The sequence below is a fragment of the Rhizobium sp. LCM 4573 genome (genome assembly GCF_001854865.1).
In the GTDB taxonomy this organism is placed as follows: domain Bacteria; phylum Pseudomonadota; class Alphaproteobacteria; order Rhizobiales; family Rhizobiaceae; genus Neorhizobium.
In genome coordinates, this window is record NZ_MDDW01000002.1 from 1 (window position 1) to 18,761 (window position 18,761).

22 protein-coding genes are annotated in these 18,761 nt (G+C 61.6%); all 22 read right to left on the minus strand.

Annotated features, from left to right (window positions below):
* The coding region (locus LCM4573_RS05165; RefSeq protein ID WP_116285339.1) for a flagellar hook-basal body complex protein at positions 1–600 on the minus strand (600 nt) is incomplete at its 3' end.
* Between the two features lie 112 nt (positions 601–712).
* Entirely contained in the window at positions 713–1,384 is a 672-nt protein-coding gene (gene rem, locus LCM4573_RS05170) for a transcriptional activator Rem (RefSeq protein WP_071005204.1), read from the minus strand.
* Between the two features lie 281 nt (positions 1,385–1,665).
* On the minus strand, positions 1,666–2,223 hold the full coding sequence (locus LCM4573_RS05175; RefSeq protein WP_071005205.1) for a transglycosylase SLT domain-containing protein: 558 nt from the start codon (positions 2,221–2,223) through the stop codon (positions 1,666–1,668).
* Entirely contained in the window at positions 2,171–3,607 is a 1,437-nt protein-coding gene (locus tag LCM4573_RS05180) for a flagellar hook-length control protein FliK (protein WP_071005206.1), read from the minus strand. Before LCM4573_RS05180 ends, LCM4573_RS05175 begins: the two co-directional genes overlap by 53 nt.
* Positions 3,604–4,878 carry a chemotaxis protein MotC gene (motC, locus tag LCM4573_RS05185; RefSeq protein WP_083347324.1) on the minus strand — a complete coding sequence of 425 codons (1,275 nt, stop codon included), beginning with the start codon at positions 4,876–4,878 and terminating at the stop codon, positions 3,604–3,606. The genes LCM4573_RS05180 and motC overlap by 4 nt, the downstream gene beginning before the upstream one ends.
* Positions 4,879–4,880: 2 nt before the next feature.
* Positions 4,881–6,146, minus strand: a complete 1,266-nt coding sequence (locus tag LCM4573_RS05190) for a MotB family protein (protein WP_071005208.1) — start codon at positions 6,144–6,146, stop codon at positions 4,881–4,883.
* Positions 6,143–6,787: a hypothetical protein gene (locus LCM4573_RS05195; RefSeq protein ID WP_071005209.1), complete on the minus strand. Its 645-nt coding sequence runs from the start codon at positions 6,785–6,787 to the stop codon at positions 6,143–6,145. Before LCM4573_RS05195 ends, LCM4573_RS05190 begins: the two co-directional genes overlap by 4 nt.
* Positions 6,788–6,932: 145 nt before the next feature.
* Positions 6,933–7,940, minus strand: a complete 1,008-nt coding sequence (locus tag LCM4573_RS05200) for a flagellin (protein WP_071005210.1) — start codon at positions 7,938–7,940, stop codon at positions 6,933–6,935.
* A gap of 330 nt (positions 7,941–8,270) precedes the next feature.
* Complete coding sequence (locus tag LCM4573_RS05205; protein ID WP_071005211.1) at positions 8,271–9,203, minus strand: flagellin; 933 nt, start codon at positions 9,201–9,203, stop codon at positions 8,271–8,273.
* A gap of 273 nt (positions 9,204–9,476) precedes the next feature.
* Entirely contained in the window at positions 9,477–10,469 is a 993-nt protein-coding gene (locus LCM4573_RS05210) for a flagellin (protein WP_071005212.1), read from the minus strand.
* A gap of 326 nt (positions 10,470–10,795) precedes the next feature.
* Positions 10,796–11,671: a flagellin gene (locus LCM4573_RS05215; RefSeq protein ID WP_071005213.1), complete on the minus strand. Its 876-nt coding sequence runs from the start codon at positions 11,669–11,671 to the stop codon at positions 10,796–10,798.
* 232 nt (positions 11,672–11,903) lie between these two features.
* On the minus strand, positions 11,904–12,641 hold the full coding sequence (fliP, locus tag LCM4573_RS05220; RefSeq protein WP_071005214.1) for a flagellar type III secretion system pore protein FliP: 738 nt from the start codon (positions 12,639–12,641) through the stop codon (positions 11,904–11,906).
* 133 nt (positions 12,642–12,774) lie between these two features.
* Positions 12,775–13,287 (minus strand): flagellar basal body-associated FliL family protein, encoded by a 513-nt coding sequence (locus tag LCM4573_RS05225; RefSeq protein ID WP_071005215.1) that lies wholly within the window; start codon positions 13,285–13,287, stop codon positions 12,775–12,777.
* 37 nt (positions 13,288–13,324) lie between these two features.
* Positions 13,325–14,044 carry a flagellar basal body L-ring protein FlgH gene (flgH, locus tag LCM4573_RS05230; RefSeq protein ID WP_071005216.1) on the minus strand — a complete coding sequence of 240 codons (720 nt, stop codon included), beginning with the start codon at positions 14,042–14,044 and terminating at the stop codon, positions 13,325–13,327.
* Positions 14,041–14,502 (minus strand): MotE family protein, encoded by a 462-nt coding sequence (locus LCM4573_RS05235; RefSeq protein ID WP_244505249.1) that lies wholly within the window; start codon positions 14,500–14,502, stop codon positions 14,041–14,043. Before LCM4573_RS05235 ends, flgH begins: the two co-directional genes overlap by 4 nt.
* 74 nt (positions 14,503–14,576) lie before the next feature.
* Entirely contained in the window at positions 14,577–15,698 is a 1,122-nt protein-coding gene (locus LCM4573_RS05240) for a flagellar basal body P-ring protein FlgI (RefSeq protein ID WP_071005218.1), read from the minus strand.
* Complete coding sequence (gene flgA, locus LCM4573_RS05245; RefSeq protein WP_071005219.1) at positions 15,695–16,177, minus strand: flagellar basal body P-ring formation chaperone FlgA; 483 nt, start codon at positions 16,175–16,177, stop codon at positions 15,695–15,697. Before flgA ends, LCM4573_RS05240 begins: the two co-directional genes overlap by 4 nt.
* Positions 16,178–16,194: 17 nt before the next feature.
* Positions 16,195–16,983 carry a flagellar basal-body rod protein FlgG gene (flgG, locus tag LCM4573_RS05250; protein WP_071005220.1) on the minus strand — a complete coding sequence of 263 codons (789 nt, stop codon included), beginning with the start codon at positions 16,981–16,983 and terminating at the stop codon, positions 16,195–16,197.
* Positions 16,984–17,001: 18 nt separating this feature from the next.
* On the minus strand, positions 17,002–17,337 hold the full coding sequence (locus LCM4573_RS05255) for a flagellar hook-basal body complex protein FliE (protein WP_071005221.1): 336 nt from the start codon (positions 17,335–17,337) through the stop codon (positions 17,002–17,004).
* Complete coding sequence (gene flgC, locus LCM4573_RS05260; RefSeq protein WP_071005222.1) at positions 17,334–17,753, minus strand: flagellar basal body rod protein FlgC; 420 nt, start codon at positions 17,751–17,753, stop codon at positions 17,334–17,336. Before flgC ends, LCM4573_RS05255 begins: the two co-directional genes overlap by 4 nt.
* A gap of 4 nt (positions 17,754–17,757) precedes the next feature.
* On the minus strand, positions 17,758–18,144 hold the full coding sequence (flgB, locus tag LCM4573_RS05265) for a flagellar basal body rod protein FlgB (RefSeq protein WP_071005223.1): 387 nt from the start codon (positions 18,142–18,144) through the stop codon (positions 17,758–17,760).
* Between the two features lie 53 nt (positions 18,145–18,197).
* Positions 18,198–18,737 carry a flagellar protein gene (locus LCM4573_RS05270; RefSeq protein ID WP_407071714.1) on the minus strand — a complete coding sequence of 180 codons (540 nt, stop codon included), beginning with the start codon at positions 18,735–18,737 and terminating at the stop codon, positions 18,198–18,200.
* Between the last annotated feature and the right edge of the window lie 24 nt (positions 18,738–18,761).

An 18,761-nucleotide genomic window follows, 5' to 3' on the forward strand; every position in this document is an offset into this window, starting at 1 on the left:
CGTATATGTGTAGTCAAGTTTGCGGCTATTGCCCTGGCTATCGTAGGCCACGAGCGACGTGGACTTCGACCAGCCCGTCGCTTCGTTCGACGGAACGTTGACCTTCAATGTTCCTGTCGCGGAAGGCGTTGCGGAAAGACCGCCGGCCGAAAGGTTGATCTCGGTCAGCCCCTCGAACCCGTTGATGACGATCGTCGGGTCTTCCGTGGAGGAATATTCGTAGCCCATCAGCTTGAAGCCGGCAGAATTGAGCAGCGTGCCGTCGTCCATCTTCACGAAGGAGCCCGCGCGGGTGAGGTACTCGACACCATCCGAACCCTGCACGATGAAGAAGCCTTGGCCGTTGATCGCAAGATCGGTCGGGGAGGTCGTGTAGCTGAACGTGCCCTGATCGGAGATCGAGTAGCGCACCGTGGTGTTGACGCCGCCGGAATTGTAGGCGCCTTGCGAGGACGGCAGGACGAGGGAGGAAAACTGGGTAGACGCGCGCTTGTAGCCGGCCGTGCTCGCGTTTGCGATATTGTCGCCGACCGTGCTCAGGCGGTTGGCCTGCGCGTTCATGCCGGAGACACCGGTTCTCATCGTTCCGTAAAGGCTCATGTCCAAATCCTCGTTATGCCCATGTTCAGGAGGGTATGCGGCGGGCCTTGCGTGAGGCTGTCTGATTTCCGCTTCCTTCGGAGGAACCCGAAGAAAAATGCCCTGCTGAAAATCAGCTCCAGTCGATGCAGTAGCCAAGGAAGCGCTTGGAATCGACCGGGTCGAAACCGAGCTTCTTGCGCAGCTTCTTGCGCAGCTTGCTGATATGGCTTTCGACGACGTTCTCTTCGACTTCCTCGTCGAAGATGCCGTAGATCGCATTGAAGATCTGTGACTTGGAAACGCGGCGGCCGCGGTTGGCGACCAGATATTCCAGGATGCGGCGCTCGCGGCGCGGCAAGGGGAAGACATCGCCGTTGATTTCCGGATCGCGGCCGTCGGAGAAGACCCGGACGGGACCGATGTCGGTGTAGTTGGAAATCGCCTTGATGCGCCGGCGGATCGCAGCGGCGCGGGCGAGAATCTCGCGCGGATGGACCGGCTTGCGGACCACGTCGTCCACGCCGCTGTCGAAGAAAGCGAGCGTGGCTTCCAGCGAAGGCTGATCGCTGACGGCGATCACCGGCGCCGTGGAACGGTCGCGGATCGCCCGCGGCAAATCAAGTGACCGATCGCCCTGGCCGATCAGGAACGCTTCGACAGCGGCTATATCCGTATCGGCCGCCGTGTTCACCCATTCGCCGAAATCCTTTGGATCGAAACCCGTCGAGGGAATGCCCTCGCGTCCGAAAAGAGAAGTATATCCGTCTTTAACAAGCTCGCGCTCATCAACCACTACGATCATTCGCCCGCCTCCGAATCACTTGTGGTGCCTTGGTGAGCTATGGGTACGAATCGGAGGAATCCCAGACAAGCTGTGGGAAGTTAACTAAACAAATTAATAGTTGATTAACCATTTGGAAGCGATTTGCACTAGATGTAGTATGCCCTTCCAAAATGGACACAATTATTTCGTGGAAAAATTAATAATCCGCGCAAAAGGGCTTGCGCATCCGAATCTTGCCCCAAACTTGCCTCAATGCCGCATCGCGAGTCTTATGCGCTTCTTCTTCAATTTAAAGTTGCTTAACTGTTACAGAAATGYGACGCGTTCGGCGTCCACTTTCCGTAGCCGGTCGCGACCAGATTGCTGATCACCCGGCACACATATTTCTTCTGGGCGGGGTCATTGTTCGGTCCGGCGTGGTAGCGCGYCACGGCCATGGTCCAGGTTTCATGCCTGTCATGTAGGTTGCGAAGGAACTTCGCCGCATATTCCACATTGCRTCTCGGGTCGAACATCTCCGCGGCGGAAGCGAAATTTTCGCCATGGAAATGGTGGTTGATCTGCATGCAGCCTATGTCGATGAGCTTCCTGCCATCGCGCCGCGCCGTCTCGAACGTCGCCATGGCCTCCTGCCGCGAGGGCGGGAAATAGGCCTTGCCCTCCACGTTCATCGCGAAAGGCGAAAGGCTCCCCTTTCGGCCGGTCTCGGTGAGGCCGACGGAATAGAGAATGCCTTCCGGCACTCCGTATTTCGCCGCAGCGGCCTGGATCTCGCGCTCGCAAGCCCCCGGCGCTGCCAAGGCTTCAGAGGTAAAGCTGGCCAGGGCGAGTGCTGCCAGGGATACCAGCCGCCGCATTCTCCGAGACCATTTCATTCCCATTCCCCGTCGCTTCGCGTGCGCCGCGCTCGTTTGCCGGGCTTTGCCCCCTGCCCTGCGCATCCTGCTGGCGTTCGCCGTTTGCCGTCATCGGCTGGCCCGACTGCCCGCCGCTCTGCTGTCCCTTGTTCGCATCCGTGTCGGCGGTGGACGCTACGCTGACCGTCACCTGGTCGACGGCAAAGCCCTGGGCGCGCAGGGCATCCACGATGCCGCCGCTGTCTTCGCTGAGCTGGCGATAGGCGGCGCGCGTCTCCACCGTCAGATGCACGCTCAGCTCGTCTCCCGCCAGCCGCAGGGTGGCCGTGACAGACCCCAGCTCGTGCGGGTTCATCTGCAGCTTGAGTGTATTCACCACGCCGCCGGTGCTGCCGGCCCCCGTCACGTCGGAGAGGCCCGAACTCGGCTGCATGGCGCTTACCCATTCCGGATTGCCGGAGATGGCCGAGGTCAGCAGCGCACTGTTGGAATTCGGCGCAAGCCCAAGAAAGCGGCGGGAATCGAGAACGGTGATGTTTTCGGCGGAAGCCCCGGTCGAGTTCTTGAATTCTATCGCAGCCTTTTCGCCTCGCCCGCCCGCTACCGACATATCAACGCTCTGCCCGCCGCGCGTATTCGAGAAGCGGAACAGCCGGTCGCGATCGACGCTGGCTCCATCTGAAGGGGGCATGGAAATCAGCTCGGAATCCTMGACCTCATCCTTCGCCCGGCGCGGGCCCACACCACCGGCGGCTCCATCCTCCATAGCAATCGAACCGCGCCGCGTCGCGGTCGCATTCGCCGTTCCACTCGGCTTGGACATGCCGAGGCCCGCTGCTTCGGCCGCCATGGAATGTTCCCCGCCCGCAAGCAGCGAAAGCATGTCGGCGAGAACCGTCGCTGGCCGCAGATCGGCCTGGGGCGCTTCCGGTGCTGCTGTTTCAGCTTCCGCAGTTTCGGCCGCCTCCGCCTTATGCCGCAGCGTCCTGGCGTTCTGCTCTCCTTTGACGCCCGCGGGTAGAGAGAAGCGATTGCCTGCCGATTTCCCGGCGGCTCCGCCCTCTTCGGCACCTTCGCCCGAATTGCCGCGCATCGTATTCTCGCCGGCTGCCGATTGCCGCCGCAGCGTCTCCGGGCCCAGGTCGATCAGCGGCCTCATCCTGCCATCCTCCCCTTGCCGGGCCGCGCCCAACCGCTCCTCGACGGAAACGGGCCTGCCCTCGCCTGTTCCGGCATCGCCCCGTTGCTGCGGGTCCTTGCGCTCGAGATTGGAAAGGGTGAGCGAGAAATCGGAGCCGCCCTCCGTGTTGCGGCCACCCTTTTCAGGCTTCGTACCCGAGGCGGCGTCGAGGGGGCTCGTCCGGCCCGCATTGTCCGTAATCATGGGTCCTCCTCCTTCAGCAAGTCGTCGATAGCGCTCAATTTCGAGCGGCCGCTGTCGACGAATGTCTGAAATTCCGGATCGATTTCTACAGCGCGGCCATCCGGAGAAATCTCTCCTGAGGCGGCGGGCCCGGCCACTTCATCTCCGGGCAGCGCGGCTGGTGTTCCCGCATCATCTGTGCCGTTCAGTTTGACCGGAATGGCTTGCCCGAGGCTTGCCTGCGCGGGCGGGTTCAGCACCTGCTCGGCAATCGCCTGCGCGGCCTCGCGCAATGCCCTGTCGCGCGGCGACAGGGCGTCCTGCGGAATGTCGGTGATGGCACGCATGGCTTCCGCGACATCGCCCGTCGGGATATTCGCCAAGCCGCCGTAAAGACGCGCCAGGGCCTCCGGTCCGCCGGTGGGGGCACCGGCGAGTGCCTCCGCCCTCTCCGAAGCAAGGCGCGCAAGATCGCTTCTGGCCGCAATCGCGGCGGCGCGCGCGATCCGCAGGAAGACCTCGCGGCGGCGATCGGCATCCATGAAGGCAACCGTCGCATCCAGATCCTCCTCATGGATCTGCCCGTAATGCTTGACGACGAGATCGACAAACAGATCGACGAATTGGCTGGCATAAGGCGAATGCACAAAGCGCCGGGCGTATTTCCTGGAATAGGCCACGCCCTGATCGACCAGGCCGGCATCCAGAGAGATCGCCACCGAGCGCCTGAGTGCCGCCTCTTCGACAATAGTTCCGGGCGCTGTCAGCCGCGCCCAGTCATAGAAGGCCAGGGCTTCCTTAGGGTCATGCGCGACCGAGACATTACCGCTGACGAGCGCCAGATAGGGACCGATCTTCTGATCCCGGTATTCCGTGGCCATGGCGCCAATGCTCTTGGCGACGAGGGTTCCCTTGCCGCCCAGATATTTCCTCAGGGCATCCGCCACGCGGCTGTCGAAATTTCCGGCGACGTCGCGCGAGGCGAGATATTCCAGCGTGGCGGGGTTTCCGCCGCTCATGGCATAGATCAGGGCGGCATCCACATTGCGCGGGTCATCAAAGACGGAAGGATCGGCCGTCCTCAGCCGCTCGTCCATCTTGGCCAGCAGGAACCGCTGCATCTCGCCCGCCGAATGATCGCCGAGCACGACGGAATCCTGCACGAACTGCAGCGACCGCAATATCGAATGCGGCGCGAGGTCGCCACGGTCCTGGGCGGGTACCTGGCGTGTCAGAGCCGTGCCCAGAAGCAGGGTCGCGATAGCCAGGACGCGAAGCGGTGATGATGCCATCATCACCCCTCGCCTGCCTGTATGAGTATCTCGATACGCCGGTTGGCGGCGGCAAGCGGATCATCCGTAACCTGCAGCCGCCTGTCGGCAAAGCCGGAGACCTGCTTGACGCGGTCTTCCGTGAGCCCGCCGTTCACGAGCATATAATAGGCGCTGTGGGCGCGCGCCATGGAAAGGCGCCAGTTGTCGTTTTCCGTCCCCTTGAACTGCCGCCCGTCGGTGTGACCACGGACGACGATATCACCCGGGCGGTCCTTCAGGATCTGCCCGATCCTCTCCATCGCCAGCACCATTTCCCTGCGGGGCACCGCCGAGCCGATGTTGAACATGGGCGCATCCGTCTGCTCCGAAATGGAAACCAGAAGGCCGCCCTCGGCCGGCGTCACGATCAGGCTTTCGGCAAGCTTGCCTGCAACGCCGGAAATCTGCCGCTCGATTTCTTCGCGCAATTGGTCGGCCTGCTTTTCCGGGGCTTCGCTTTGCGCCTGATCGCGTTCATCCGGCTTGCGAGCTTCGGCATCCGCCACATTCCGCTTCTCTTCCGCACCTGGCTGCCGTTCCGAGACCTCCGCATCGATACGGACGCCGTCCGGCTGGGCCTGAGGAGCGGCAAAGGCCGTTTGCATTTCGGTGGGTGTCGGCTGCTCGGTCTGCGGAAAAGTCTCCGATTGTTCCGGCCCGGTGGCGCGCGTCACCTGCACCTGCCTTGTCCAGAAGTCCGGATCGAATGGATCGCGATAGGCTTCGCCGCCTTCCGCACCCGTCGCGGGACCGGAATCGGCGGCCCCGCCTTCGCCCTTGGCGCTGACATTTGCCTGCTGGCCGACTTCCTGGGCAATTTCGGCAAGAACCGAATAGGGATTCTCGAAGAAATCCGCCTCCGAATAGTTGGGCTCGTCACCCGAGGTGGATGTCATGTCCTCGCCGGTCGCCGCCGCCGAACCGATGACATCTCCATCGTCCTTGATCCGCGAGCGTTCGTCCGTCTCGCGGCCTTCCGCCCGGTCCACCGGCTTTTCCAACCCCTTTTCGGCGGGCGTTTCATCGGAAAGCTTGATCGGATTGAAATAGCTCGCCATCGAGGCCTTGGTTTCCTCGTTGGCGGCATTGACCAGCCACATGACGAGGAAGAAAGCCATCATGGCGGTCATGAAATCGGCATAGGCGATCTTCCAGGCGCCGCCATGATGCCCCTCGTCACCGCCTTTCTGGCGTTTGACGATGATGACTGCGTTCTTGCCGTGGTGGTGATTTTCGCCTTCGCTCATCCCAGCACTTTCCTCAAGCTCGCTGCCCAGGCCGACATCCGGGTCACGAGAACCGTTTCGCCGATATCGACCGCGATATCGAGATCGGGCGCTTCGACATGGCGCAGGAGCGGCGTTTCGCCGCCGAGCGCCGATTGCAGTTTTTCGTACATGTGCGTCGGTCCCCTGACAGTCAGGGTGCCGACATCGCCTTCGAGAACGGCCGCACGAATAAGGTCCGCCATATCGGCGATCGCCTTGCCGGCCAGCGTCTCCTCGAGAAGCGGCGCCAGGATCTTCGCGGTCTGGTCGCTGACGGCCTCGGCGGTCGCAGCGGCGATCTCTTGGAACCTGGCCTCGATCATCGCGGCAGCCTGAACCTCGTACTGCTCCCGGAGCGCATCCAGTTCCGCGGCATGGCTGGCGAGAAGCTCTCCGCGCTCGTCGGCCCATTGCCGCTGCAATTCCTCCGATGCCGCCGCATGCCCCTTGGCGTAGGCTTCCGTCCGTTCGGCCTCGATATCCATCGGCTCATTGAGCGCCGCCGGAAAGTCTTCGATACCGCCCTGAAAGCCGGCGCCGAAATCGTCGACGAGGACCGGCGGGACGACCGGCTGCGGCTCGCCGAAATCCTTCAAGTAGCGCGCTATCGAAGCCGTCATCGCAAATTCCCTGCCTGCCTCATCCGTCTTGCAGAACTCATTACTGGCCGCCGGAACAATCGGCGGACAGTACCAGACCCTAGGCAGTCAAACTTGTGCGAGGATGATGGAAGCCAGCGCCGGACCGTCAGCTCGCCTGCGACCTTTACTGGCGGAAGAGCTGGAGAATGTTCTCTGCATTGGTATTGGCGATCGAGAGCGACTGGATGCCGAGCTGCTGCTGCGTCTGCAACGCCTTGAGCCTCGTCGATTCCTCGTTCATGTCTGCATCCACAAGACGCCCCACGCCCTTGTCGATAACGTCGATCAGCGAGGCGATGAAGTCTTCCTGCAGGTCGATGCGGCTCTGGATGGAGCCGAGGCTGGAGGCGGCGCTGGTCATTGCAAGGAGCTGACGATCGACAAAGCGCRCCATCATGTCGAGCACGGCTTCGTCGGTCGGCGCGGAACCGGCCTCTATGCCGTTCATCGTCGCCGCGACAGCCGAGAGTTTGGTAATGTCGAGGGTGGAAACGGAGAAGCCCAGACTAGCGGCAGGGCCGGGCGGCGTCGTCGGCGCGAGCGTGGCTTCCTTGTCGAGAATACCGAGCTTCCCGCCGCTCAAATCAAAGAGAACCGTTTTGCTATCCAGGGAGTAATCGACCGTCTGAACCGTGACCTCACCCGATGCCGTCCGCGTAAAAGAGGCGACGACCTGCTTGACCACCGGCGTCTCGACGGGCGGCGTGGCGCCGTTGCCGATTCTATCCTGCAGCCAGTTCTCGCCGGAGAAAGTCGCGGATTCCGCGATGCTCTTCAGCTGCTCCTGGAGCTGTGCGATCTCTTCCTGGATTTTTCCGCGGTTTGCGCCGACGCCATAGGCGGCGACGAGCTTCGTCTTGATCTCGGTGACCGTCTCGATCGCGCTTTCCATCGCGGCATAGGCGGTATCGACCTTGGCTGCGCCTAGGCCCAGCGCATCCTGCACCGTCGAAAGCGCCGAGTTGTCGGACCGCATGGTGGTCGCGATCGACCAATAGGCGGCGTTGTCGGCCGCCGTTTCCACCCGAAGGCCGGAGGAAACCCGCGCCTGGGTGGTTTCCATGTTGCGGTCGATGGAACGCAGCGTCTGCAACGCGGCCATGGCCGCGGCATTGGTAAGGATACTCGTCATGGCAGTCGCCCCTGGTCGGAAACTCGATGAAATCCGGAGTCGGTCACCGGCAACGACGAGGGGCATCATGCTTACCGGCCCTCCCCTCAAGCGGTCGGGCGGCCTGTCGTTCTTAACAAATCGTTAAGAGCGCAGTTAACAAAGGGTAACCGCCAATTGCAAGATGCCAATCGACGGACCGCCACGCCCCCGCAGGTTTCGCGCAAGCCTCGCCGAAACGGAAAAACCGCGCCTCCTGCGAGACGCGGTCTTCTTTCGGGAAAATTCATGTCGTTGCCGAAGCGGGACGAAATCGCCCTAGGCCAAGCCAGCCCTAGCTTTGGACGCCGCTTACTGACGGAAGAGCGACAGAATATTTTCCGAATTGGTATTGGCGATCGAAAGCGACTGGATCGCAAGCTGCTGCTGGGTCTGCAGGGCCTTCAGGCGGGTGGACTCCTCGTTCATGTCCGCATCCACGAGGCGGCCGATGCCGCTGTCGATGGAGTCGGTGAGCTTGGAGACAAAATCCTCCTGCAGGCCGATGCGCATGGCGATGGAGCCGAGCGCGGATGCGGCGCTGCTGAGCGACTGGAATGCGGTTTCCACGTCCGTCAGGAGAGTGGCGGTGGTGACTGGCGGCGTGGCGGTGTCATCGAGTGCATTCAGATCGATTTCATAGATGGAGATGCCCGATGCCACACCATTGCTGCCGATAACGCCCGTCGTGGTGTCGATCGCTCCTGTAGCGTCCAAGCCGAAAAGAACATTGGCAGGCTCAGCCCCAGCCGTGTCCCTAAGCGTATAGGTCGTTTGGGTGACCGAGACGCCGCTTGCAGTCCTGGTAAATCCGGACACGACCGTTTTGTCGCCCTCTCCGAGAAGCCAATTCTCGCCGCTGAAGGAAGCACCTTCAGCGATGCTCTTCAGCTGTTCCTTGAGTTGGTCGATTTCTTCCTGAATCTTGGCCTTATCAACGCCTTCCTCTGTCGCAGCTACGATCTTCGCCTTGATTTCCTTGACGACTTCGATGGAGCTTTCCATCGCCGAATAGGCGACGTCGATCTTTGCGGCGCCTAGGCCGAGGGCATCTTCGACGGCCGAGAGAGCCWGATTGTCGGAACGCATGGTGGTGGCGATCGACCAATAGGCGGCGTTGTCGGACGCCGTGCCGACGCGAAGGCCGGAGGATACCCGGGACTGCGTCTCTTCCATCTTGGAATCGATCGCGCGGAGAGTCTGGAGGGCAGCCATGGCTGCGGTATTCGTCAGGATGCTGGTCATCACGTGCCCCTAGCTTGGCTGGACTGAGGAGGGACATTCCGGAATTCGCCGGAGAGGATGGCGCGGCCTGATACCTGTTAACCTTTGCTTCGTCTTGGTTAACCCATCCTTTCGATGACCCCTTCTAGGATAGGGATGGTTAACAAAGGTTAAACGGCGGTTTACGGAAATTAACAGTGGGTGAACATTTCTCTCGCCTCGCGGAGCCGCATCGGAAACGCAAAAACCGCGCCCGAGGGCGCGGTTCGATTTTCTCCAGAAAAGCTGTTCCGATTAACGGAAGAGCGTGAGAATGCTTTCCGAATTGGAGTTGGCGATCGAGAGAGCCTGGATACCGAGCTGCTGCTGCGTCTGCAGGGCCTTGAGGCGGGTGGACTCCTCGTTCATGTCGGCGTCGACGAGACGGCCGATGCCGCTGTCGATCGAGTCGGAGAGCTTGGAAGCAAAGTCTTCCTGCAGACCGATGCGCATGGAAAGCGAACCGAGTTCCGCGGCAGCGCTCGTCATTGCGGTCAGCGCGTTCTCAACCATTTGCAACGCATCTGCCATCTGGTCGGTGTCGAATGCGTCATCAGCAGTGGTGTCACCATCGCTGTCCATGATGTTCAGGGTGTAGACGGACTGCGTTGCGGCGGTCGTACCGTCTGCATGCGTAAGCGCGCTCGTCGTTCCCAGAATACCGTCGTCAGAAGGAACGCCAGCCGTAATGCTCGCGAACAGCACGTTGCCGGTACCAGCAGTATCGAGTGCATACTTGGTCGTCGTTACGGTAACGCTGCCGCCAGCGCCCCGAACAAAGCCCGATACGACACTCTTGTCCGGAGCCGTACCAGCCGGAGTAGCGCCGACGGTCGCCGCTCCGACCAACCAGTTTTCGCCGTAGAAGGATGCGCCCTGCGCGATCGAAACGAGCTGCTCCTGCAGCTGATCGATTTCTTCCTGGACCTTCTTCTTATCGACACCCTCTTCCGTCGCCGTAACAAGCTTTGCCTTGATTTCCTTGACGACTTCGATGGCGCTTTCCATACCGGCATAGGCGGTATCAACCTTGGCGGCGCCAAGGCCGAGCGCGTCCTGTACGGCGGAGATCGCCATGTTGTCGGAACGCATGGTGGTTGCGATCGACCAGTAGGCGGCGTTGTCGGAGGCTTCGCCTACGCGAAGGCCGGAGGAGACGCGGCCCTGGGTCTGTTCCATGCTCTGGCCGATGCCACGGAGCGTCTGGAGTGCGGACTGCGCTGCGATGTTGGTGAGAATGCTCGTCATGGTAGATTTGCCCCTTAGTGGCTGATTAAGAAGGGACATTCCGGTATTCACCGGCGAACGGCGGTCAGCGTCATGCTTGCCAACCCATTAATAAACAAGGTTAACTCGCCGTTTCGATGGGCTTTACGTAACCTTGTCTTGGTTAATGAAGAGCTAAACGGAACTGAAAATCGGCACACCCCTGAATTTTATTTWGCAGCCATCGCGTGCACGCGCGCGTAACCGAAAAAGCTTAAGAAATGACAAAGCCGCACCCGTTTCCGGATGCGGCTCGATATGTTGAGAAAACGGTTCGCAATCCGTAAGGCCGCGAACCGAGCTTCCTATTAACGGAAGAGCGACAGGATGTTCTGCGAGTCGCTGTTGGCGATCGACAGAGCCTGGATGGCGAGCTGCTGCTGGGTCTGCAGAGCCTTGAGCTTGGTCGACTCTTCGTTCATGTCGGCATCGACGAGACGGCCAACACCCCTTTCGAGGGAGTCGGAGAGCTTCGAGGCGAAATCATCCTGAAGGGAGATGCGCTTGGAGATCGATCCCATCTGCGAAGCCGAAGTCTGCATGGTCTTCAGAGCGGTTTCAACCGTCGTCAGGGCAGCAGCCAGAGCATCGGCGTCAGCGCCATCGGCCCCATTGAGATCAAGGGCAACAACAGCGCCCAGAATGCCACCGGTGCCTACGCCAGTCGCGGCATCCACAGTCGTGAACAGGGGATTGGTGGTGAACGTTGCCGTCGTGGTCTTAACGCCCGTAGCATCGCGCACGAAACCGGAAACCACCGTCTTGTCTTCGGCCGCGCCAACCAGCCAGTTTTCGCCGTTGAAGGATGCACCCTTGGCAACGCTTGCGAGCTGCAGATTGAGCTGGTCCAGTTCTTCCTGAACCTTGGCCTTGTCAACGCCTTCTTCGCTGGCGGTGACCAGCTTGGCCTTGATTTCGTTGACGACCRCAATCGCCGACTCCATGCCTGCATAGGCGGTATCCACTTTGGCGGCGCCGAGGCCGAGAGCGTCCTGAGCGGCGCCGAGCGCCTGGTTGTCCGAACGCATGGTGGTCGCGATCGACCAGTATGCGGCATTGTCCGACGCGGAACCAACGCGCAGGCCGGTGGAGATGCGGTCCTGGGTGGTCGTCATGTCGTTGGAAATGGAGCGCAGCGTCTGGAGTGCTGCCATAGAAGCGGCATTGGTGAGAATGCTTGCCATGATTTTGTTGTCCCTTTGAACGAGATACTGGATGGGGACATACCGGACTGAGAAAAACTTACCGGCACGACAGCCCGGCTTCATGCCATTCGGTGCCGCATCTTTGGCTACCAACCCCGTCGTGTGAGGGAGAAACTGGCAGCCAATTCTTGCCAACTTCTTTAAATCCGAGCGAGGCTCAGGTGATGGCTCTAGCTATGGTGAACGCCCGGTAAGCAGGCATGGTTAACGATCAGCTGAACGACCGCACGAGACTGCCGACGAGCAGGTTCCAGCCGTCGATGAGCACGAAGAAGAGTATCTTGAAGGGAAGCGAAATCGAGGTCGGCGGCAGCATCATCATGCCCATGGCCATGGTGATGGCGGCGACGATCAGATCGATGACGAGAAAGGGCAGGATGATGAGAAAACCTATCTCGAAGCCGCGCCGGATTTCCGAGAGCATGAAGGCCGGAACCAGCACGCGGTAATCGACGGCTTCAGGCGTTCCGACGCTTTGGCCGCGCTCGCGGGCGAGTTCCACGAAGAGCGCGAGATCCTTGTCGCGCGTGTTGGCGCTCATGAAGGCGCGGAAGGGTTCGGCAATCCGCTGCACGGCCTCCGCTTCCTGGATCTGGTTCTGCAGCAGCGGCTGCACGCCTTCGTCCCAGGCCCGATCGAAGGTCGGCGCCATGACGTAGAAGGTCATGAACAGCGCCATCGAGATCAGGATCATGTTGGAAGGGGCGCTCGCCAGCCCCATTCCCGTGCGCAGGATCGAAAAGGCGATCACGAAGCGCGGGAAGCTCGTCACCATCACCAGAATGCCGGGCGCGACGGAAAGCACCGTGAGCAACCCGAAGGTACGGATGATCCAGGCCGCGGCGGACCCGTCGATCGGCAAATTGAGGAGGTCGGCCGGCGATTGCTGCRCAAACGCGAACCCGGGGACCGCCAAAAGGGCGGCAATCAGAGAAATCAGCCGAATCATGCCGTCACGAAGGTCCTGGACACCCTTCCTCGATAGACACCGCCGGGAAGCGCGGTCAACCGAATAAGACCCTCGCACGGAGGTCTTGAACAGGAAGATGCCGGCCTTCTGCCTGCGGTTGAGTGCGAGCCGGTCACTCTATTACGAAGGTCCGGAAAAGAACCTTCGTGATCTTGCCCTGCGAGCGCAGATCGACCCGCTCCTGAATGTCGTCCTTGAGATACTGGAAGCCCCGTGGCCCCTCGATCTGCTGCAGGGAAACGGTTCGGAGATAGGCCAGGATATCCTGGTGAATGACATCGGCGAGTGCGGCGTCCGGCGGCCCCTTGAAGGCCAGCGCCACCTCGAGCCTGATCCAGTTTTCGGAAGGATAGGCCAGGTTGGTGGTGACCGGATCGAGCGCGACGATTCCGTTCGCCTCGGTCGATATCCGCGGAATTCCGGCATTGCCATCGGCAGCCTGCCCGCCGGCTGCGGTCTGGGGAGACGGTGCCGCAGCTTCCGGCAGCGCCGGCGCGATCAGGCCCCCGACCAGCCAGCCGCCGCCCGCGCCGACAAGGGTCAGGACCGCCAGGCCGGCAATCATCATGACGAGCGGGTTCCTGCCCCTCTCGTTCGAACCGCCGGATATCGCTTCTTCCGCCATGGCCTTCAACCTTCAAACCGCTGCGATGCGTCTTCGCTCAGAATGGCGAGAACAGGTCGACGACCTGCTGGCCGACCGGCGGCTGCTGGATCTCCGTCAGACGTCCGCGGCCGCCATAGGAGATGCGGGCCTCGGCGATCTTGTCGTAGGAGATCATGTTGTCCGCATTGACATCCTGCGGCCGCACGATGCCGGCCACATTGAGAATGCGGATTTCGTGGTTGACGCGCACTTCCTGCGAGCCACTGATGAGCAGGTTGCCGTTCTCCAGGATGCCGGTGACGACGGCCGCGACCAGAAGCTTCAGCCGCTCGGAGCGTTCGGTCGAACCCTTGCCGTGGGAATCCGAGCTGGAGTCGGTGCCGAGATCACCCGTCGTACCGGCTTCCGGCGTCCAGCCGAACAGGTTGCTGACATTCGCGCCCCAGCCGAGGCTGGTGGCGTTGGTCCGCTTGCGCTCCGTTTCGTTGTCGAAAGATGCGCGGTCGTTGATCTGGATATCCACCGTCAGAATGTCGCCGACATTCAGCGCGCGGGCATCCTTGAAGAGCGCCGCCTGGCTGTCGCTCCAGAGCGAATAGCCACTCGCGAGCTGACGCGGCTGCTTCGGGTAGGACGCCATCTGCGGCGTCTGGGCATATTGCAGACCACTGCCGATCGGGCTCATCGCGGGAGCATTGCCGATCTCCCGCATGGTCTGGCTCTGGCAGCCGGCAAGCAGGAGGACGGCCATAAGGGCGGGAACGCGCTTCGTCATGAGGGTTCTTTCGAGGTATTGGGGTCTGAAGCGCTGGAGATGATCGTCGCGATCATGCCAGCCTTGTGCGGGTCCATTTCGCTGAGGACGAGCCCGGACTGGCGCGCGGGAAGTTTCATGATGATCGCCGCGGCGACCTCGAGGTTCATCTGCTCCAGCTGCGGCGCTGCGGCGTCGRCCTTCATCGTCTTGTAGATCTCGACAAGACCGGCTTCCGCCTGTTTCAGGAAATCGTTGCGCCGCTTCAGCCAATCCTCGTATTCCGTACGCCGGTTCTCGAGTGTGGCTATGCGGGTGTCGACGTCGGCCTGCAGCTTTTCCAGCTCCTGCTTCTGCATCAAATAGCGTTGATCGCGCGCGGCATCCGCAATGTTGGTACAGAATTTCTGGATCTCGTCGGCGGTCGATAGTTCAGAGACGACCGTAGGCTGCTGCGCGCTGACCTGCGGCACCAGCATCAGCACCGCGCCGAGAAGAAGGAAGCGCTGCGCGGTTTTCCTGGAAACGGAAATGCTCAAGAAAGGCGCGTCGGTCATTGCAGCACGAGCTCCGCATGAAGGGCGCCGGCGGACTTGATGCCTTGCAGGATGGCGATGATGCCGTCCGGCTTGACGCCGATATTGTTGAGGCCGGAGACCAGCGTTCTGAGATCGGGCCCTTCCAGGATCGCGACCTGTCCGCCGTCCTTCATCGCCATGATATCCGTCTGCGGCTGCATGGCCGTCTGCCCGCGCGAGAAGGGCTCAGGCTGGATCACCTGCGGCGTCTCGGTCACCTGAACTGTCAGCGTGCCGTAGCTGACGGCGACGCGGGCGACGCGAACGTCCGCTCCGATGACGATGGTGCCGGTGCGCTCGTTGATGACCACCCTGGCCGGGCTGTCGGTCTCGACCACGAGGTTTTCGATCTCCGCCATCAACCGCGTCAGATCGGCGGTCTTCGGCTTCTGCACGATCACTTCCTGATTGTCGCGCGGCTCGGCAATCGGCCCGCCATAGCGGCGGCCGGCAAAGGCATTGACGGTATCGGCCACCCGAACGGCGGTCGAGAAATCCGGATTGCGGAGCTGCAGGACGAGATTGACCGAATCCTTGAAGCTCGACGGCAGCTCGCGCTCGATAATGGCGCCGTTGGGAACGCGGCCGGCAGTGGTGATCCYTTCCGTCAGCGTCGCGGCATCCCCTTGCGCGGTAAAGCCGGAGACGATGACCGCCCCTTGCGCGACCGCGTAGATCAGCCCGTCCGCGCCGGAAAGAGAGGTCATGATAAGCGTGCCGCCGCGCAGCGACGTGGCATCGCCAAGCGAGCTTACCGTCACGTCGATGCGGCTGCCGGGGCTGGCGAACGGCGGAAGGTTCGCGGTCACCATGACGGCCGCGGTGTTCTTGGCGTTCGATTGGCCGCCCTGGGTGGAGATGCCGAGGTTCTGCAGCATCGCCCGCATGGACTGTTCGGTGAACGGCGAGGACCGCAGGCTATCGCCGGATCCCTGCAGGCCGACGACCAGGCCGTAGCCGATCAACTGATTGTCACGGCCGGACTGCAGCGAAGCAATATCCTTGATGCGAGCCGATTGTGCCTGCACGGGCTCCGCCTGGACGCCGAGAAGCGCTCCCAGAATGACGAGTGCGGCAAGGAAGCGGAAAGATCTCATTTCGCCATCACCTGTATCGTGCCGTCGGCCATTACCGTGCCGCTTACCGTGATGCCGGAATCGGTGTTACGCACCCGGATCACGTCTCCGACCGCGCCATCCTCCAGCGGCGAACCGCCGGCGGAAATCGCGAGATTGCCAATCGCGAAGGTCAGCCGCACGGCGGAGCCGCGGGTTACCGCATAGGGCGCGCGCAGAGCCGAGACGAGGACGATACGGCCGGGCAGCAGCGTACGCTTGCTCACCATGCCTACGACTTCGCCGGTGGAGCGGGCATAATCGCCGGTGAGATTGGGATTGGTGACCTCGACTTCCTCGACCCGCGCGGCGGAGATCACCTCGCCGGGATAGATGGTCTGCGTCGGCACGACCGCGAAACCCATGTCGGCAAGCGCCGGCCGACCGGCGAGAACGAGCAAGGCGGCCAAGAGCGGCAGGGCGAGCCTGCCTCCAATCCTGTTCTTCCGGCGAAACATCATGTCTGCCCGTCTCCTGCTTACTTCAGGTTCTTGCTGACGATCTGCGCCATCTCATCGGCGGTGGTGATGACCTTGGAGTTCATCTCATAGGCGCGCTGGGCCGAGATCAGGTCGGTGATCTCCTTGACCGCATCGACGTTCGAAGCTTCGAGATAACCCTGCTTGACATAACCGAAGCCGGGGTCTTCCGGCACGGCGACGATCGGTTCGCCGGATGCGGCCGTCTGCGCGAAGAGGTTGTCGCCGAGCGGCTGCAGACCGGCTTCGTTGACGAAGTTGGCAATCGTCAGCTGACCGATCTCCTGGAACTCGGTCTCGTTGCCGACACGCACGCTCACCTGCCCGGTGCGGCTGATGACCGTCTCGCTGACATCCGCCGGAAAGACGATGTTGGGGACGACGGTATAGCCATCGATCGTCACGAGCTGGCCGTCGGCGTTCTGGTTGAAGGCGCCGGCGCGGGTATAGACGGTATTGCCGTCGGGCGTCTGGATCTGGAACCAGCCGCGGCCGACGAGCGCGAGGTCGAGGCTGTTTTCCGTATGGGTCAGCTCGCCTTGCGTATGGATGTTGCGCACGGCGGCGGTCTGCACGCCGAGGCCGATATTGGCGCCTTCCGGAACGATCGCCTGGTTGGCGCGGTTGGGTACGCCCTGGGCACGCTCGGTCTGATAGAGCAGATCGGCGAATTCGGCACGGGCGCGCTTGTAGCCGGTCGTGTTGATGTTGGCGATGTTGTTGGCGATGACCTCGAGATTGGTCTGCTGGGCATCCATGCCCGTCGCCGCGACGGAAAGCGCTCTCATGTCTTCGTCCTCAATGCGTTAGATCGGCATCTTCGTGATTTCGAGATAGGCGGAGACGATCTTGTCGCGAAGCGCGATCGCCGTCTGGAGGGACTGCTGCGCTTCCAAAACCGCATCGACCACCTCGCGGGTGTTCGCCTTGCCTTCTATCGCCTTGAACGACATGGCCTCCGCGCCTTTCAGGCTGTTCATGGCGTCCGTCGCCACATTGCCGAGAACGCTTGCGAAGTTGAGACCCGTGTTTTGACCGGGAACCTGCGCGGCGCCGCCGAGACTGGATGTGGTTTCGCTCGCGGCCTCTTCGAGGCCTCGGGTCAGCGAAAGGGAACTGACTTTTTGGATATTGTCGATCATTGTCCGCTCTTCAGAAGGTCGATGGTGGAGGCGACGAGTTCGCGCGTCTGCTTGATCACCTGGAGATTGGCGTCATAGGAGCGGTTGGCTTCCCGCATATCCGCCATCTCGATCAGGAGGTTGACGTTCGGCGTCTTGACCATGCCGCGCTCATCGGCCGCCGGATGGTTGGGATCGAACTCCTCGTGGAATTCCGAATTGTCCACGCCGAGCTTCTTGACGCCAACCAGATCCACCTGCCGGCTGGCATCCATCACCTCGCCGAAAGTGATCGTCTTGCGCCGATAGGGATCGGCTCCGGGCGTATCTCCGGTCGTGYGGGCGTTGGCGATATTTTCGGAGACGATGCGGAGGCGCGTGGACTGCGCCTCAAGTCCCGAGCCGGCAATCTTGGACGCGGCTGAAAGAGGATCCATGATCTTACCTTCTTACAGTCATCAACATCATGTTGTGGAACGACTTCACGAGGCTGGTGCTGAGCTCGTACTGCCGCTTGATCTCGCCGGTCTTCGTCATTTCCTGCGACAGCGAGACCGTGTTGCCGGATTCCTGCATGCCGATCTCGTTATTGAGTTCGCTGTCTTCGATCCGGATGTCGTCGCTCAACGTGCTTTCGGCGAGATGCCCCGCATGCGTGCGCGCCATCGGCACATAGGTCCGGTTCAGCACCGCCTCGAAGGGAGTGACGTCCTTGGCCGTGTATTTCGGGGTGTTGGCGTTGGCGATATTGCCGGCAACAACTTCCTGCCGCACGGAAAGCCATTCGGCCTGGCGCGATGCGAGGGCAAACAGTTGAATCGGTTGCATAGGCTTCTCTCCATCTTTGCGTCGAAGCCTAGGCCGGTAAACTTGCGTCAGACTTACGGGCTTTCCGGCTCCTGAACCATTTCGCCGGCGGAAGTGATGATGGCCCAGCGCCCTTCGCGCTGCTCGAGCTTCGCAAGCTTGCTTTCGTCGGGCAGAGTGGAGCCCACGCGGACCATGTACATGCCCGAACCGTCCTCTATGAGGGCGCGGCCATTGGCGACATGGAGAAGGCGGAAACTGCCCTTGCCGGGAAACGGCTGCTCCTCGTGCAGCGGTTTGGCCTGCCGCTCCTCGCCGATCGAGGAGACGGTGGCCGTGGTCAGCGCATCCAGGGGCTCGCGCGGAGCCGGCAGCGCCTCGTCCGGCGTATTGTCCACCATGGCGAGGGGCGAAACGCTGAAGACGTCGCGGGGAGCCATCGGCGGCAGATCGCGGGTGCGGTCCAGATCGCTCGCGTTGATGCCGAACTTGTCCTGATTGAAGAAGACATACCATGGGAAAAGCGCCGATGCCGTGGCAAGCGCCAGGCCTGTGGCGACCAGCACGCGGTCGCTCAGACGCGACGCTTTCCGGGGGAACTGGGCCGAAGCCATGGGCTCTTCTTTCTGCTTCACGAT

Bases quoted from the DNA above. Each gene is read 5' to 3' on its own strand.
- rem (WP_071005204.1), bottom strand. From the start codon at position 1,384: ATGATCGTAGTGGTTGATGAGCGCGAGCTTGTTAAAGACGGATATACT.
- motC (WP_083347324.1), bottom strand. From the start codon at position 4,878: ATGGCATCATCACCGCTTCGCGTCCTGGCTATCGCGACCCTGCTTCTG.
- LCM4573_RS05190 (WP_071005208.1), bottom strand. From the start codon at position 6,146: ATGAGCGAAGGCGAAAATCACCACCACGGCAAGAACGCAGTCATCATC.
- LCM4573_RS05195 (WP_071005209.1), bottom strand. From the start codon at position 6,787: ATGACGGCTTCGATAGCGCGCTACTTGAAGGATTTCGGCGAGCCGCAG.
- LCM4573_RS05210 (WP_071005212.1), bottom strand. From the start codon at position 10,469: ATGACGAGCATTCTCACCAACATCGCAGCGCAGTCCGCACTCCAGACG.
- LCM4573_RS05225 (WP_071005215.1), bottom strand. From the start codon at position 13,287: ATGGCGGAAGAAGCGATATCCGGCGGTTCGAACGAGAGGGGCAGGAAC.
- flgH (WP_071005216.1), bottom strand. From the start codon at position 14,044: ATGACGAAGCGCGTTCCCGCCCTTATGGCCGTCCTCCTGCTTGCCGGC.
- flgA (WP_071005219.1), bottom strand. From the start codon at position 16,177: ATGATGTTTCGCCGGAAGAACAGGATTGGAGGCAGGCTCGCCCTGCCG.
- flgG (WP_071005220.1), bottom strand. From the start codon at position 16,983: ATGAGAGCGCTTTCCGTCGCGGCGACGGGCATGGATGCCCAGCAGACC.
- LCM4573_RS05255 (WP_071005221.1), bottom strand. From the start codon at position 17,337: ATGATCGACAATATCCAAAAAGTCAGTTCCCTTTCGCTGACCCGAGGC.
- flgB (WP_071005223.1), bottom strand. From the start codon at position 18,144: ATGCAACCGATTCAACTGTTTGCCCTCGCATCGCGCCAGGCCGAATGG.
- LCM4573_RS05270 (WP_407071714.1), bottom strand. From the start codon at position 18,737: ATGGCTTCGGCCCAGTTCCCCCGGAAAGCGTCGCGTCTGAGCGACCGC.